Origin of the sequence: Otoolea muris, from assembly GCF_943193115.1 — a bacterium.
Classification (GTDB): Bacteria; Bacillota; Clostridia; order Lachnospirales; family Lachnospiraceae; genus Otoolea; species Otoolea muris.
Genome location: NZ_CALPCY010000010.1, coordinates 55793 through 70560, shown reverse-complemented (window position 1 = coordinate 70560; position 14768 = coordinate 55793). Strand labels below are relative to the sequence as shown.

The window sequence follows — 14768 nt, the reverse complement described above, 5'->3', positions numbered from 1 at the left end:
GACTTCATTCACGTTGTAAATATCATACCTTAATCCGCTTACAAAAATTTCCCCGACCATTCATATTCTTTCTTAACCCGGCATATAGTAGTAGTAAGCTACGAAATATAGTGGACTAAAGGAGAGGATACATATGGCTGAGATACATTATCTGATTTCAGATGCGTCGAAGAAGGTAGATGTGGAGGCACACGTCCTGCGCTACTGGGAGGAGGAGCTGGAGCTGTCGATTCCGAGGAATGAAATGGGGCACCGGTTTTATACGGATTATCATATCAGGCTGTTCCGGCAGGTGAAGTCGCTGAAGGAGAAGGGCTATCAGCTTAAGGCCATCAAAGCCGCGCTGGCAAAGACCTTCCAGGACGGGAAGACAGTGATTTCCGGCGAGATTCTGGAAGAGGATGTGATTGCGGCGCTGAAGGGCACAGGGCCTGAAGGGCAGGAGGCGCGGGAAAAGGCCGGGACAAAAGAAGAAGCAGAAGGCGGACAGGCCAGGGAGAAGGCGGCGGAGGATTCCGCGGTCAAAAACCTCGCGCCCTTTGACAGTGACAGCGTGGAGGCGCTTCTGGCAGAGGAGAAGATGGAACAATTCCAGAAGCTCATGGATCATATTATCGGACGGGCCATGGAGGAGAACACGGAAAAGCTCAGCCAGGATGTCAGCTATCTGGTGCATGACAAGCTGATGAAGGAAATGGAATATCTGATGCGTGTGTCGGACGAGCGTGAGGAAGAGCGGTTCAAGCAGTTAGACGAGGCGATCCGCTCCTGCCAGAGAGATAATCTGGGACGGGCAGAGGCGGCGGCCTCGGCTTTTCCGTTTTTCCATTTTAAAAAGAAGAAATTCGGGAGAAACGGAAATAAACTGTGACGGTTATCAAAACGGTTACAGCATAACAGCATCAGGCGTCCGGCTCAATGCGCGCTCCGGGCGTCCCGGCGTATTTTTAGCCTCGTTTACGATATCACCGAATCCCGGGCGCAGGCGGCTGTGAAGGCTTCAAACAGCGCCTGGGCGTGGGACTGCGCGCGGCAGAGCCATTCCGGATGCCACTGTACCCCGATCAGGAACGGGTAATCCGGGTGCTCCAGGGCTTCAATCACGCCGTCCGGAGCCTGACCGGCTGTGCGAAGGCCCGCGCCTGTCCTGCGCACGGCCTGATGGTGCAGGCTGTTGACAGCAAGGCGCGTCGTCCCGGTGATGCGCGAAAGCTGTGAATCAGGGGCCAGATCAACGTGGTGCGAGGGCGCGTCGGCCCGAAAAGGCTGTTTGTGGGCTATGGGGAGCCGATCCGGAAGCTGCGCGTCCAAATCCTGATAGATGTCGCCGCCGAGGGCGATATTGATAAGCTGGATTCCGCGGCATATGCCAAGAATCGGCTTTTTTCGCTTATAAAACTGATGAAAAAGCGAGAGCTCCGTCTCGTCCCGGAGGGGAGAGAAATCCCCGCAGTACCGGAGCGTCTCCTCGCCAAAGCGGAATGGATGCACATCCGGCCCCCCTGTGCATAAAAGGCCGTCTAAGGATTCTGATAACTGGATACAGTCCTCCTCTTCCAGGGTCAGAGGGAGGACAAGGGGAATGGCGCCGCAGTCTTTCAGCGCGTCCGTATAACGGGGACTCATGCGAAGCTCCCCGGTTTTCGTCTCATGCGAAGCCGTCAGGGCAATAACCGGTTTTTTCATTAAGATCTCCTTTTAAAGCAGACAATCATATAGAGACAACGACAAAAAAGACTGCCATTCCTGACAGTCTCTTATGTATGCTTTACACAATGTTCAATCAGCCCTGCTCAATAGCGCCGGTCGGGCATGTGCCTGCACAAGTTCCGCAATCGATGCAGGTATCAGCAGAGATCTCATACTTGCCATCGCCCTGGGAAATAGCGCCAACAGGACATTCGCCTGCGCATGCGCCGCAGCTTACACACGTATCGGTAATTACATATGCCATGATAAAGTACCTCCTTTATTTTTAACTTTTAGATTATTTTAAACCAAAAGAGTGAATTATTCAAGAAGAATTTACTGCATTTTATGTTTAAAAATAGGATCATGGCAGCCGGAGAGGATTTCGCCGTGCAAACGCGGATCGGGGTGAAGACGGCGGCCGCGCATCCGGGCCCGCTGTGCGCGGCGATTATGCCCGGGGAGGACAGCCTGGCCTTCCTGGCTGGCTGCTTATAAGGCGGACAGTGTCTGCAGGGCGTGTTCTTTTACAATCACCTCATAGTGCTCCTGAAAGTAGGCTTCCGCCGTAGATGAGGCTTTGACGGCGTCGCCGTACTCGGATAAAAGGTTGCAGACGCGCTGAAAGGAATCGCTGTCCGTATCCGGCCGGCGGATGACAAGATAATAGCGATCCTTTGCGGTATTTTTATAAAGCGTGTTAAGGCCGTCAAAAATCGGGCCGGAGATGCGGGCGGCGGCGCATGCCTCGTCGAGGCTTTTAAAGGTAAATATGCGGATAGCCGACGCTTCGTCTCCCTTTCCGTCCGTGAGATCCTGGCCGCCCTGCGCGCCTTGCTGGCCGGCCAGCGCGTGATCCGGAAGGGCGGAGGCCGCATTGTGGGCCAGCATCTCAAGAAGGCTGTCCGCGCCCTCTAAGAGCTCGCTCGTCAGGCCTGCAAAGGGCTCTTCATCGTCTGACATGGGGGCAAATTTGGAGAAGCGGGTGTCCAGCTCCTCGGGATCCTCGATCTTGGTGATGATCAGCATAATACTCTCGTTAGAGAGCGGGATGGCCTCCACCATGAGGGGGATGTCCTCCGCGTCAAAACCGACCTCGCTGGATGCCTTCTGTATCATCTCCCGGAACAGACGCTTGGCCTTCTCGCTTCCATAGGCCAGTTCCCCTAAATTTAAATCGCGCACGCTCAAGTCAAAGCTGGTGAGCGTACAGCGTATCTGGTTATCGTTAATGCGTTCTATCTTCACTTGAATCACTTCCTTTATCTTTTACGGTTTAAAATACAGGTTTTACTGGTATCGCCCGGGAAGCTGCCCTGAAATCGATGCGTTCAGGCGTTTGCTCTCAAGCGTTCTGTTATTCAATCATACTATATAATATAAGCATTTGGCAATTCTTATATGAAAAATTTTATTAAAAATTTATGGAACAGGACGAAAAAACAGTTGAAAAATTCCAAATGATCCTTTACAATACATATTAAGAGATGGCATTGCAGAAAGGAGGCGCAGTCAGTAGAGGATACCATACTGTTTGGAAAGTATCAGATAGACAGAGTGATCGGGCGCGGGAGAAGCGGAACCGTGTTTTTGGCCAGGCATCTGGCCCTTGACGAATGGAGGGCGATCAAGAGAGTCCCCAGAGCGTGTCAGGGCTTTGCCAGGGAGGCGGCGGTCTTAAAGGAGCTGAAGCACCCGGGAATTCCTGTTATCTATGATTTAGAAGAGGATTCGAGTTATTATTATCTCATCGAAGAATATCTGGACGGTGAGTCATTATACGCCCTGATCGAGAGGCGGGGCGGTCTTGCAAGGGCAAAGGCCCTTTCCTACGGGATTGAACTTTGCCGTATCATAAGTTATCTGCATTCAATCGAACCTAATCCAATTTTGTATCTTGATCTCCAGCCCCGGAATATTTTGATATGTCAGGGAGCATTAAAGCTGATCGATTTTGATCAGGCGGTTACGGCCCGATCGGCGAAGACCATGCGCGAGCGCTACGGAACAGAGGGGTTTGCGGCCCCGGAACAGTATACAGACGAGCCTTTGGATGAAAGGACCGATATCTATGCCATTGGCGTCCTCCTTTACTACATGGGGACCGGCGCATTTCCCGGCAGGGAAAAGGACGGACGGTGTACGGACCGCGCGCGGGAGCGGGCGCAGGAGGTGTTTGCCCGGGAGACGGCCGCTGTGATTATGAGGTGCTTAAACCCGCAGAAAAAACTGCGCTGTCAGAGCGCAGAGGAAGTGCTGGAGGCGCTTTTACATGTAAAAACAGGTGGTTCCGCACAAAATCAAATGCCATTTCTTAAGGTTGCAGTTGCCGGCAGTAAGCCGGGCATAGGCGTTACCCATGTCTCCTTAAGCGTGAGTTCGTATCTGTCCGGCAGGGGGCTTTCCTGCCTGTACCGGGAGAGGAATGATTCCGGGGCGGTCAGGAAGGCGGCGGCGTACCGGGGGCTTAAGCCTGACCGGTACGGGCTGATTCATCTGGACGGATACGCGATGAAGCCGAGATACGGCCCCTGCGTGCAGCTTGCCGGGACTTACACAGACGCTCTCGTTGATGACTTTGGAGCCGTACTCCAGACGGCTCTGGAGGAGGAATACGATATCCTGCTTCTCGTGTGCGGGGCGGGTGACTGGGAGCTTGAGGATTCTGTTAAGGCCGCGGGCGCGCTTGCGCATAAGGAGAACCTGCGCGTTCTGTTTAACCACAGCTCTCCGGATGTAAGGCCGGTTCTTCCGGGAGACATCGCGGGGCTTAAGTTTTACAGGCTTCCCACATGCCATCTGACGGAAAAGTGCGATTCTATTTCCGCCTTTTGGGATATATGCTTTAAAGGGACGAGCGGCGGACTAAAGATCCGGGACTGGCCCGGAAAGGAAGGGAGAAGGAAAAAAGGGGGGACCGGATGGCCGTTTGGCATAAGGCCGCAGGATCGTTTAGAAAAAGGGCGGCGCAGAGAAAAGGGCGCTCCCTGCAGCAAACGCCTGAGATAATCGGGATTGCCGGAAGCGGGCCGTCGGTTGGGGTCACGCATATGGCGATTTTGACAGCGAATTATTGTGCCGGCGTATTAAACCAGAGAACAGCGGTTCTGGAATGGAACGAGAGCGGGGATTTTGGCGGTTTAGAGCGAATTTTGTCGAAAAAAGCGGTCACAGATTCCCGATCGGGATCGTTTAATATTATGGGGGCATTCTATTATAAAAAGGCTGGTAAGGATGAGCTTTTAGGATGCGCCGCAAGTGGTTTTAATGCGATCGTAATAGATTTCGGCATATTCAGAAGCGAAATACAGGATGAATTTCTGCGCTGTGACCGCAGGTTTCTGGTGGGTTCTGTGAGCGAATGGAAGCTGGATGCGTTTGCTGGGCTGGCGTCACAGACAGGGACAGACAGGCGCGGCTGGGAGTTTTTCAGCGCGTTTGGAAGCAGGGAGGCGCTTAAGATGACAGAGAAGCTTCTCGGAATCCGAATCAGACGGATCCCAATTGCCGGGAGTGCATTTGCCATAACAGAAGATATTCTGGATTTTTTCGGAACATTTCTCGGATAAGGGGGAGCAGGCGTTAATATATCATATGATTCGGGACTGTCATGACCGATGGTTTATGACGGTTCCTTACCTCCGATATGCTCTTCTGGCAGGTTCTGTCCCGATTAGGCGGGGGAAAGGTACAAATGAAAAAACAAGAAAGGAATCAAGAATGGGAGAGGAGGAAGAGGCAGCAGCAGCGGATTTTTATGGAGGGGCTTTGCCGCTACCGGGAGAAGGGGATCTCCATCCTGATCGACGGCAAAGAATGTACGCCTGACGAATACCATAAAATATTTGAGATTAAAGAAGATGGCTCCTTTTATATGGGAGATTATATCAGCGCCGAAACAGGGGTGCTGGCAGAGATCCACTTTGACCGGGTCTATAACCGATAGGACGGGGCAGGGACGGGCAGGCAGAAAATACACGCGCCTGCCGCCCTGAAGCGTCCGGCAGGTCTGGCGGTGTGCGCTGCGGCAGCAGGACGCGGGCGGCAGAGGGAAGGGCGGCGTAACATTTCAAAGGATATGAACGGCCATGAGATGACGACGGAAGATGCTGTCCTGCCTGGAAAGCAAAATGTAAGAAAAAAATCCACATTCCCCGGTCAAGGTGTGTTATACTTAGAAACAGTTGAAAGCAAACCTTTTTGAAGGCCGGAGGAAAAGATGAGGAAAAAAGGATCGTCGCTTGGATGTCTGTCGCTTATACTTCTGCTGCTTATCGCGTGCGCAGCCGGAATTTACGCCTGGAAGCGCTACGGGCCGACAAAGGAGCCCGCTGATTTGGATGAGCTCTATCAGGTGCGGGCAGAGGATGAGGTAACTGTATTCTTAAATTATGAGATGCAGGAGGCGCGGGGAATTTATGAGGAGGGACAGACCTATCTTCCGATAGACTGGGTCAATAAGAATTTAAATGAACGTTTTTACTGGGATAACAATGAGGCTCTTCTGGTCTATGCCCTGCCGGATGAGATACTGACCGCCCCGGAGGGGACAAAAGGCCCCGGGGGAAGACGGCTTTTCATACGGCGGGGGGAGGATGTCCTCCTGTCTCTGGGCCTTGTTTTAAACTATACGGATATCCGGGTCAACGCTTACGACAGCGGAAAACAGAAGCGCGTGTTTATCCAGGACACTTGGGATGAGGTTCCGGTGGCAGTGATCAGCAAAAACAGCAGGGTGCGCGTCAAAGGCGGCGTGAAGAGCCCGGTTATCACTAACGCTGTTAAGGGCGAGGACGTGATTGTGCTGGAAACCATGGAGCGATGGTTCAAGGTGCTCACACGGGACGGGCACATTGGCTATATGCCGGGCAGCAGGCTTACGGATCTTAAGGCGGAGAAACCGGTCAGCAGCTTTAAAGCGCCTGTGTACCAAAATATTTCTCTGGACGAGAAGATCACGCTGGTATGGCATCAGGTCACGCTGGAGGCCGCCAACGCGGTTCTGGAGGAGCTGCTGGCCCAGACAAAGGGAATCAATGTAATTGCGCCCACCTGGTTTACACTGAGCGACAATGAGGGGAATTATGAATCCCTGGCCGATAAGAGCTATGTGGAAAAGGCTCATGAAAAGGGAATCCAGGTCTGGGCGGTGGTAGATAATTTCAGCCGGGAGTGCAGTAAGAATGTGCGTTCCGAGGTGCTTTTGTCAAAGACCTCGGTTCGGAAACGGCTGATTGAGAATCTGATGAAAGAGGCGGATACATACGGCTTTGACGGTATCAACCTCGATTTTGAGAGCCTTAAGGAGGAGGCCGGCGTCCATTATATTGAATTTATCAGGGAGCTGTCGGTTTCCTGCCGCAGGAAAGGGCTTGTGCTGTCTGTGGACAATTACGTCCCGGCAGGATATAACTATTTCTATAACCGCAGGGAGCAGGGTATCGTTGCGGATTATGTGATTATCATGGGATATGACGAGCACTATGCAGGCGGTGAGGCCGGCTCGGTGGCGTCCATTGGATATGTGGAAGACGGCATACGCAACACACTGGAGCTTGTCCCCAGGGAAAAGGTGATCAACGCGGTTCCCTTTTATACCCGCCTGTGGACGCAGTCAGGGGAAAAGCTGTCCTCAAAGGCAATGGGGATCTCGGCTGCGAAGAAATGGATCGAGGAACAGGGGGCGCAGCTTCAGTGGAATGAGGAGCTGGGGCAGTATTACACGCAGGCGGAGACAGAGGACGGGGAGTCCATGCTTTGGATGGAGGACAGCCGTTCTCTGAAGCTTAAGATGGATGTGATAAAGAAAGAGGATCTGGCCGGCGTGGCCTGCTGGAAGCTCGGGCTGGAGCCGCAGGAGATTTGGGATGTGATTGGATGGGAGTGATGTGTTAGAGCGGATTAGGATGTAATTCAGAAGCGACTGGGGGTCTCTGACGATGGGGGCCTCCTTTTTTGTGGGATGCGGGGAAACTGCCCCTGGCTACGTTATTGGCAGGCGGTGGAAGGGGAGTACAGATTTTTGTCATAAATTTAGAAATGTCCTGTCACACGACCGCGTTTTGCTTGTCTAATTGAATATGGAGGTGAAAAGTATGGATCATATTACTGACAAAGAACGGCTGCTTTTGATTGAGCAGGCGGTTGCCGGCGATAAAAAGGCGTTGGAGACGCTCGTCCTCGGTGTGCAGGATCTGGTATTTAACCTGTCGCTGCGGATGCTCGGGACGTTTCCGGATGCGGAGGACGCGTCGCAGGATATTTTGGTGAAGGTCATCACTCATTTGTCCTCATTCAGGGGAGAGAGCTCGTTTTCTACCTGGGTGTTCCGCATTGCGGTTAATCACCTGAAAAAATACAGGAAGCATATGTTTGCGAAGCTTCCGCTCAGCTTTGAGTTTTACGGGGATGATATCCGGAACGGGAAGGTCGATGATGTGCCGGATTTGACACAGGATGTGGAAAAATCTGTTTTGGCAGAGGAGCTGAAGATGTCCTGCACGAACGTTATGCTGCAGTGTTTGGATGTGGAGAGCAGATGTATTTTTATCCTGGGCGCGATGTTTAAGGTGGACAGCCGGATTGCGGGCGATATTTTGGGGCTTACGCCGGAGGCTTACCGGCAGAGGCTGTCCAGGATCCGGAAGAGGATGGCAATGTTTTTGAATGAGTACTGCGGTGAATGCGGAGGCGGGGCGTGCCATTGCATTAACCGGGTCAATTACGCGATCCAAAATCACAGGATTTCTCCGGCTCATTTGGATTTTACCTCTGCAAAGCCGATATCTTCCCGGAAGATGGCGGAGGTAAAGGAGGCGATGGAGGCCATCGACGATTTGTCAGAGGAGTTCTCTTTTTATAAGGCGTATGAGTCGCCGGAGGTTTTGAAAGAGGCGATCCGGGCGTTTCTGGCCGGGACAGCCTTTTCGGTTGTCCGGAATGCGTAGGAGGTAAATAACATGAATATATCGTCTGTCCTGAGCTATCTGACGGATTTGAGCCAGAATAATAATCGGGAATGGTATCACGCGCACAAGGCGGAATATAAAGCGGCAAATGCGGAGTTTGAGGCGCTGCTGCAGGCGCTTATGCTTCGCATCGGGGAATTTGATTTAAGTATTCTCAACCATGATCCGCATACGCTTACGTTTAAGCTAAACAGGGATACCCGGTTCAGCCGCGATAAATCACCGTATAACCCCGCTTTTCGCGCCCATATTTCCTCCATGGGGAAATTGCCGGTTCCGGTTGGGTATTATATGATGATAAAGCCGGGGAACCAGTCGTTTTTGGGGGGCGGGCTGTTTGCGGATATGTTTAAGGACGCGACGGCGATGGTGCGGGATTATATTGCGGCAAATGGACCGGAATGGGAACAGATCGTCCATGCTGCGGATTTTAAAAGGCATTTTACGGTTCAGGGGACAGCGCTTAAAAATGTTCCGGCCGGATATGACAGGGAGCATCCGCAGGCGCAGTTTCTGAAGTTTAAGAGCTGGTATCTGGAATATCCTGTCAGGGATGAAGAGATGGAGGATGCGGAAAAGTTTATGGTCCGGGCGGCAGAGATTTTCCGCCTGATGAAGCCATTTAATGATTATCTGAACAGAGCGCTTGCTGGCTTTCAGATGCCGGAGCGGTGAGGAAAACATCTTGGGATGACAAAAATGTTGTTGCGGCGGTTTATGTCTGTGTGCCGGAACAGAGTACAGGCAGCATTGCGGCGGTTTTGAACGAATGAGTTTAAAGCCGCCGCTTTTTATGTACAGGCCCGCATAAGGAAGTCTGCTTCTATAAGCAGCATGCGGGCCGCGCGGCGGGAAGGGGAAAAGATTTCCCCCGTAACAGTTCAGACAACCTGAACTGTTACGGCATCTGCCTATAAAAATCGCTTCGCGATGGGGCAGATGCCTGCTGCCGCTGCGTTTTCGTACGGTCAGCGCAGCAAGTGCGCAGACCTATCTGAACGGTTACTTTCCCCTCCCTGATTGCTAAAAAGTTCATGCTCCCGTCTCTTGTAATTTAAAGGTAAATCACCTATAATACGTTTGAGTGTGAAGTCCTGTCAGGCGATCGAAATACGGGGGATGATATGTTTACAGTAAGGGCGGGGACGGGAGGCGATAGAATGGGGGACAGGGTGCGGATTCAGCATAATAAGCGCCTGTTTGTCCAGGGCTGCATTCTGGCGGCGCTGGGGGTAGCGGGGCCGGCGCTGATTATGGAGGAAATGCTGGGGATTTACGATGATTTAACGGCGGCGATGCTCAACGAGAGGGGGAGCGACCTGATTCTGGCGGCGATCAAGCTGGTGGTTATGAATGTAATCCGCATGATTCCGCATTACCTGGGAGCATTTTTAATCAATGAATCCGTGCATATTTATTATCATGGGAAAAAGCGTTTTACATTGAATACGGTTTTTACCATGTTTCTGATTATTCTGATCTATGATATGATCTACTGGCTTTATGGGATCCGCTATGATCTGGGAGTGCCGGCGATTCTGACGGTTGCGTTTGTGCTGATGCTGTCGTATATGGATTTGTTTTCTGTAAATATGCTCAATAAGCTGATTTTGGTGGGCTCTCTGCTGATGGCAATTCAATGGCTGGATGTGATTCCGCCTTTGTCGGAGTACGGCTTTGGGCGGGGGGAGATTTCCATGGACGTGAAGATGGCCTCGCGCTTTATCAGGGAAGAGAAGCTTTTGACGATGTTTGCGTTTAGCATGTGCATCGCTTTTTTCTATGCGTCCATGATACAGGTGCAGCTTCTTTACAAGGAACACAAATTAAAGATTTCCAATGAAAAGACGCGCCAGGTGGAGAAGGAGCTGTATGACACGCAGATTGAGGCCCTGAAGATGCGCAATTCGAGCGAGGTGCAGAGTCTGGTCCATGATTTGAAGAGCCCTTTGACCACCGCAGAAGGGCTTATCAGCCTGGCGGAGATGATGGAGGAGGACGAGCTTCTCAGGGAATATTTTCAGAAGATTTCCTCGTCCCTGCGCTCCATGGGGCTGATGATATCCGAGATTCTGTATGAAAATAAGAAAGCGCCCATGGAGGTGGGGGATCTGATGCATATGGTGCTGGCGCAGGTGTCAATTTTTGTGCCGAACGAGGCGCTGAAATATATCAATACCTGTCCGGAGGCGGTGATACGGGGAAATAAGATCCGCCTGTCCAGGGCGGTTGTGAATCTGATAACGAATGCCTGGAATGCCGTTGACAAGGGGACGGGGCGGCTGGAGGTGAGCGTGGAAAAGAAGGGGGAGGATATATACATAACCGTTCTGGACAACGGCTCCGGGATGTCGCCGGAGGAGATGGAGCATATGTGGGAGCTTGGGTATTCGGGGCGCCAGTCTACGGGGCTTGGCCTTGCGTTTACCCGGCAGGTGGTTGAGAATCACGGGGGAAGCATTCGGATCGTGAGTGAGAAGGGGAAGTACACGAGGGCGATGATCGGTTTGAAAGAGGAAAGGGACGGGGACGAGGATGGAAAACAGAAAGACGATTCTGGCGATTGACGATAACAGGGATATTCTCTATACGCTGGAGCAGATCTGCCGGTTTCAGGGCTGGAATCCGCTTCTGGCCGGGGGATATGAGGAGGCGCAGCAGCTTATAAAAAAGGAACGGATCGATCTGATTCTGGTGGATTACCATATGCCCGGGATGGATGGGATCAGCGTGGTAAGGGAGATTCGCAAAAAACTTCCCAGAACGCCGGTTATTGTCCTGACGATTGAGGAAGAGGAACAGATCATGTCAAGGTTTATGGAGGCCGGGGCGGATGATTACTCGGTAAAGCCAATCAAGGCCATTGATCTGATATCGAGAATTAAGGTGCATCTGCAGTATTTCGAGAAGAGCCAGTATTATGAGAGCCATGATAAGGGGATCAGCAGGGTGACGCTTCAGAAGATCGAGGGCAGGATGCGGGAGTGCGACGGGTATGCGGATATAGATACGCTGGAAGAATGTACGCAGATTAAGAAAAAGACGCTGTACCGGTATCTGCAGTATCTGGTGAAGGAGGGAATGGTGGAGCAGGAGTATGCGTATGGGGATATGGGCAGGCCGCGGACGCTTTATAAATGGAAATAGGCAGGGGCGCGCCAGGCGCGGGGGCGCAGGTTAAACGCCCCTATAACGGTATCTTCCTGCGCGGAAGCCTGCGCGCGGCGAAGGAAAAGACAACCGCGCAGGCTGCCAGCAGCGAAAAAGCCAGGACTTTATTGTACCTCCATTCCATATAGATCTCCCCTTCCCCGGCCTTTGGCATGGGAGAGGGGTCAAAGGGCAGCCCATACGCGGGCAGCAGGCTTTTCATATTCAGGAGATGAATCACCGGAACGCCCTGTTCTAAGTAAAAGGGGATCAGTCCGCCTGTGCCGGCATTCACAAAAGAGGCGTTTCCATGCTCCCCCTCTTTACGGAGCGGTGCGGAGGCGGGCCGCAGGATGCCGTTTGCGGATGAAACCATCCCGCTCTCTCCCCCGAAGGAGAGGAGATTTCCGCCGGCATTGATAAAACATACAGGCTGTTCATATCCGGCCTCAAGACTTTTGTCTGCGTAGACGGCCTGCCGGGCCGCGAGATTTTCGGAGAGATCCTCATAATACAGCCAGGAGAGCCCTCTGTCCGTCTGGCGCGCCGCGATGGCGTCTTTTACGTCGTTCGGCATTTCCTTTCCGATATCGCCGGCGCCTCCCAAGGAAAACCATTCGCTGTGGTTTGCAATCAGGCCGCGGCGAAGCAGCGCTTCCTCCATATCGAGCCATGTGAAGTCAGGAAGGTTTGCGCCGTAGGTGGAAGCGCCGACGGAGCTTATGACAATGCCTTTGGCCCCCATGGCGTCGAGCGCGCAGAGGACGGAGGCGTTTAATCCGGGAAAGGAGCCGGAAAAATTGACGGCGACAGGATCGCCGGCCTGTACGCCGCACTGTGTGAGCATGTCCACAATCATGGCCGCAATGTTGGGATTGGCGGCGGAACGCTTGGAGGGCAGGCTTCCAAGAGTGGTCGTGATCTCCGTGTAGGAATCGCCCACAAGCCCGGTCCGGTTCGGATCATCGATGGGAGAGATCGCGTGGCCGCGCAGAAGGCGTTCCTCCCGGATGGCCTGAAAGGCCGCGTCGGCCCGTTCGGCGGCGTCTGTCATCACATCATAATGGCTTTTTGGCTCCCGCGTCCTGGTCTGGCGGATCAGGAGCAGGGAGGCCAGGAGCATGAAAAGCGGGGCCAGCAGCCAAAGATATCGTTTGAGATGCCGGATATCGCCGCTATGCATTCTGTTCATAAATCTCTTTTTATTGTCTGAGCGCTTCATATTTACCTCTGTAAAATCTTGTTTTCTCTGCAAAATCAGTGTGGCAATTCAGGAAACCTTTGAGCGGTTATCCGTCAGCGCATTAGAATAAACATCATACATGTAAACAGGGTTACAATCCCCAGTGAAAGGAGCGTGGGCAGAACGTGCTGGCGCTCCATGTCGCGTCCGAGGATTCCGGGAATGAGATTGCCGATGGAGACCGCGGCGCCGGCTCCCAGGGCGCCGGCCAGGAATTTAAGCAAAACACCGGTCATGATATAGACGGCATAGCGTCTGCGGCCGTACAGAATCATGTATTTGGACAGGAAATGGACAATGGCGACGCAGAGAAGAGCCAGGAGGACGGTTCCCGCCAGGCGCTTTAAGTCATAGGAATACATGGCAAAATAGGCCGGGACGATGATGCCGCCCGGAGACAGATCTGTAAATTCGGTGTAGATCAGGCTTGCTATAATGCCTAACAAAAGAATATCATTCATCGCGTAGTCCCCCTTTTGCAACAGATCCTGTTATCTCAGGATGTTCTTCCTCCAGTTCTTTTATCATCCGGTATCCGGCGCCCTTGATATTCCCGATCCCCACCAGGAGCGCTCCGGAAGGAATCTGCTTTAAACAATCCCTGTAGTTGCGTACGACCCGCAGATCCGCCACGCCGGCCCTGGCAAAGAGGCGCTTTGGAAGGGCCGCGCCCGCCCCGGTCAGGTATACGGTGTGATCCCTGTAATGCGGAAAAAAGTGCCGGGCGAACAGGAGGGCGCGGTCGGGCCTGTCCTCCCTGTGGTTATATAAAAAACAGAGCTCTGCGCAGCCATTCCGTTCATCCTCCACATTGTTTTTCGTGGATTGTGGATCATTGGCCGAAAAAAGGTTTACAAAGTGGAAAACCTCATGGCGCCCGTTCTCCATGGAGTACCGTTTCCGGATGCCGAAGTCCTCTTTGACAGTGGGAAGGCTTTTTTGAAATTCTTCCTCCGTCACGCCGAGCAAGGCGCTGACCGCCCGGGCGACGCCGATATTTTCCGAGGACGTGCCGGTGGCAGGGCAGAGCGCGAGGCGGCAGTTCTTTTTCTGGCAGGCATCCTCAAACAGCGAGGCCGCAAGCGGGTCGGCGGTGTAGAGCGTCCCGTTTTCAGGGATAGTGGACGATAAGGAGGCGGCGATCTCCTCCAGCGAGTCCCCCATCTCAAATACATGATCATAGCGGACATTGGTGATAACCGTGATATCGCTCCTTACGATCTGCTCCTGGGCGATTTTCTGGAGCTCTGGATTGACGGCCATGCATTCCAGAATGAGGATCTGAGCACCCTCGCGCCTGGCGCGGCGGATAATCCGGAGCTGTTCATGGATATTGGCGGGCCCCAGACGCCGGACCGGGCTTTCATGGCCGTTTACATCGATGATCATCGCGTCCGTGCCGGTTGTTTTTGTGAAAACCCTGTAGCGGGTCCGCAGCGCCGCGTCAATCAGGCGGCAGGTGGATGTCTTTCCGCGGATGCCGTTGACATGGATAACCGCGCGAAACGAGGCCAGGCAGGCGCGGTTGATGCGGTTTTCTATATAAAAATAGCATAAAACAACGGCAAATAAACATATAAACACATACATATTGAATCCCTCCATGCCCATCATAACAGCTTATTCCGAAAAAATCAAAAAATATTGTCCAAAAACTTGAGAGAAAAATGGGAAAAAATAGACAGAGCACATTCTGATCAGTATGATGTTAAGCATAA

16 protein-coding genes are annotated in these 14768 nt (G+C 52.7%); 10 read left to right on the top strand and 6 right to left on the bottom strand.

The annotated features are described in order from the left end of the window. Positions 1-133 precede the first annotated feature (133 nt). Positions 134-871, top strand: coding sequence for a MerR family transcriptional regulator (locus NFS31_RS08595; protein ID WP_251493494.1), 738 nt, complete (start codon positions 134-136; stop codon positions 869-871). An 86-nt stretch (positions 872-957) separates the two neighbouring features. Here NFS31_RS08595 and NFS31_RS08590 read toward each other — a convergent pair whose 3' ends face one another. Both NFS31_RS08590 and NFS31_RS08585 read right to left on the bottom strand, forming a co-directional pair. Continuing rightward, complete coding sequence (locus tag NFS31_RS08590) at positions 958-1686, bottom strand: gamma-glutamyl-gamma-aminobutyrate hydrolase family protein (protein ID WP_251493491.1); 729 nt, start codon at positions 1684-1686, stop codon at positions 958-960. 97 nt (positions 1687-1783) lie between these two features. Next, positions 1784-1954 (bottom strand): DUF362 domain-containing protein, encoded by a 171-nt coding sequence (locus tag NFS31_RS08585; RefSeq protein WP_251493488.1) that lies wholly within the window; start codon positions 1952-1954, stop codon positions 1784-1786. An 83-nt stretch (positions 1955-2037) separates the two neighbouring features. Between NFS31_RS08585 and NFS31_RS08580 the strand changes: the two genes are divergently transcribed. Next, a complete protein-coding gene (locus NFS31_RS08580; protein ID WP_251493485.1) occupies positions 2038-2187 on the top strand; it encodes a hypothetical protein in 150 nt (49 codons plus the stop codon). Here NFS31_RS08580 and NFS31_RS08575 read toward each other — a convergent pair. Continuing rightward, on the bottom strand, positions 2182-2937 hold the full coding sequence (locus NFS31_RS08575; protein ID WP_251493482.1) for an adaptor protein MecA: 756 nt from the start codon (positions 2935-2937) through the stop codon (positions 2182-2184). The two genes, NFS31_RS08580 and NFS31_RS08575, sit on opposite strands and share 6 nt — an antisense overlap. A 225-nt stretch (positions 2938-3162) precedes the next feature. Between NFS31_RS08575 and NFS31_RS08570 the strand changes: the two genes are divergently transcribed. The 8 genes from NFS31_RS08570 to NFS31_RS08535 all read left to right on the top strand — a co-directional run bounded on the left by NFS31_RS08570 (position 3163) and on the right by NFS31_RS08535 (position 11804). Beyond that, positions 3163-4698, top strand: coding sequence for a serine/threonine protein kinase (locus NFS31_RS08570; protein ID WP_331482568.1), 1536 nt, complete (start codon positions 3163-3165; stop codon positions 4696-4698). Continuing rightward, positions 4611-5258: a hypothetical protein gene (locus NFS31_RS08565; RefSeq protein WP_251493639.1), complete on the top strand. Its 648-nt coding sequence runs from the start codon at positions 4611-4613 to the stop codon at positions 5256-5258. The genes NFS31_RS08570 and NFS31_RS08565 overlap by 88 nt, the downstream gene beginning before the upstream one ends. A gap of 125 nt (positions 5259-5383) precedes the next feature. Next, entirely contained in the window at positions 5384-5635 is a 252-nt protein-coding gene (locus NFS31_RS08560; protein ID WP_251493477.1) for a hypothetical protein, read from the top strand. A gap of 273 nt (positions 5636-5908) precedes the next feature. Further along, a complete protein-coding gene (locus tag NFS31_RS08555) occupies positions 5909-7576 on the top strand; it encodes a glycosyl hydrolase family 18 protein (protein WP_251493474.1) in 1668 nt (555 codons plus the stop codon). A gap of 208 nt (positions 7577-7784) precedes the next feature. Further along, positions 7785-8636, top strand: a complete 852-nt coding sequence (locus NFS31_RS08550) for an RNA polymerase sigma factor (RefSeq protein ID WP_251493471.1) — start codon at positions 7785-7787, stop codon at positions 8634-8636. 12 nt (positions 8637-8648) lie between these two features. Next, positions 8649-9332 carry a DUF2461 domain-containing protein gene (locus NFS31_RS08545; protein ID WP_251493468.1) on the top strand — a complete coding sequence of 228 codons (684 nt, stop codon included), beginning with the start codon at positions 8649-8651 and terminating at the stop codon, positions 9330-9332. Positions 9333-9781: 449 nt separating this feature from the next. Further along, the gene (locus NFS31_RS08540; protein ID WP_251493465.1) at positions 9782-11224 is read left to right on the top strand and encodes a sensor histidine kinase; all 1443 of its coding nucleotides are present in this window, start codon (positions 9782-9784) and stop codon (positions 11222-11224) included. After that, on the top strand, positions 11193-11804 hold the full coding sequence (locus tag NFS31_RS08535) for a response regulator (RefSeq protein WP_251493462.1): 612 nt from the start codon (positions 11193-11195) through the stop codon (positions 11802-11804). The genes NFS31_RS08540 and NFS31_RS08535 overlap by 32 nt, the downstream gene beginning before the upstream one ends. Before the next feature lie 40 nt (positions 11805-11844). Here NFS31_RS08535 and pgsW read toward each other — a convergent pair whose 3' ends face one another. From pgsW to pgsB, 3 genes are all read right to left on the bottom strand, one after another. Next, the gene (pgsW, locus tag NFS31_RS08530; RefSeq protein ID WP_251493459.1) at positions 11845-12999 is read right to left on the bottom strand and encodes a poly-gamma-glutamate system protein; all 1155 of its coding nucleotides are present in this window, start codon (positions 12997-12999) and stop codon (positions 11845-11847) included. Positions 13000-13103: 104 nt separating this feature from the next. After that, positions 13104-13511: a poly-gamma-glutamate biosynthesis protein PgsC/CapC gene (locus NFS31_RS08525; RefSeq protein ID WP_251493456.1), complete on the bottom strand. Its 408-nt coding sequence runs from the start codon at positions 13509-13511 to the stop codon at positions 13104-13106. Continuing rightward, on the bottom strand, positions 13504-14640 hold the full coding sequence (pgsB, locus tag NFS31_RS08520; protein WP_251493453.1) for a poly-gamma-glutamate synthase PgsB: 1137 nt from the start codon (positions 14638-14640) through the stop codon (positions 13504-13506). Before pgsB ends, NFS31_RS08525 begins: the two co-directional genes overlap by 8 nt. Between the last annotated feature and the right edge of the window lie 128 nt (positions 14641-14768).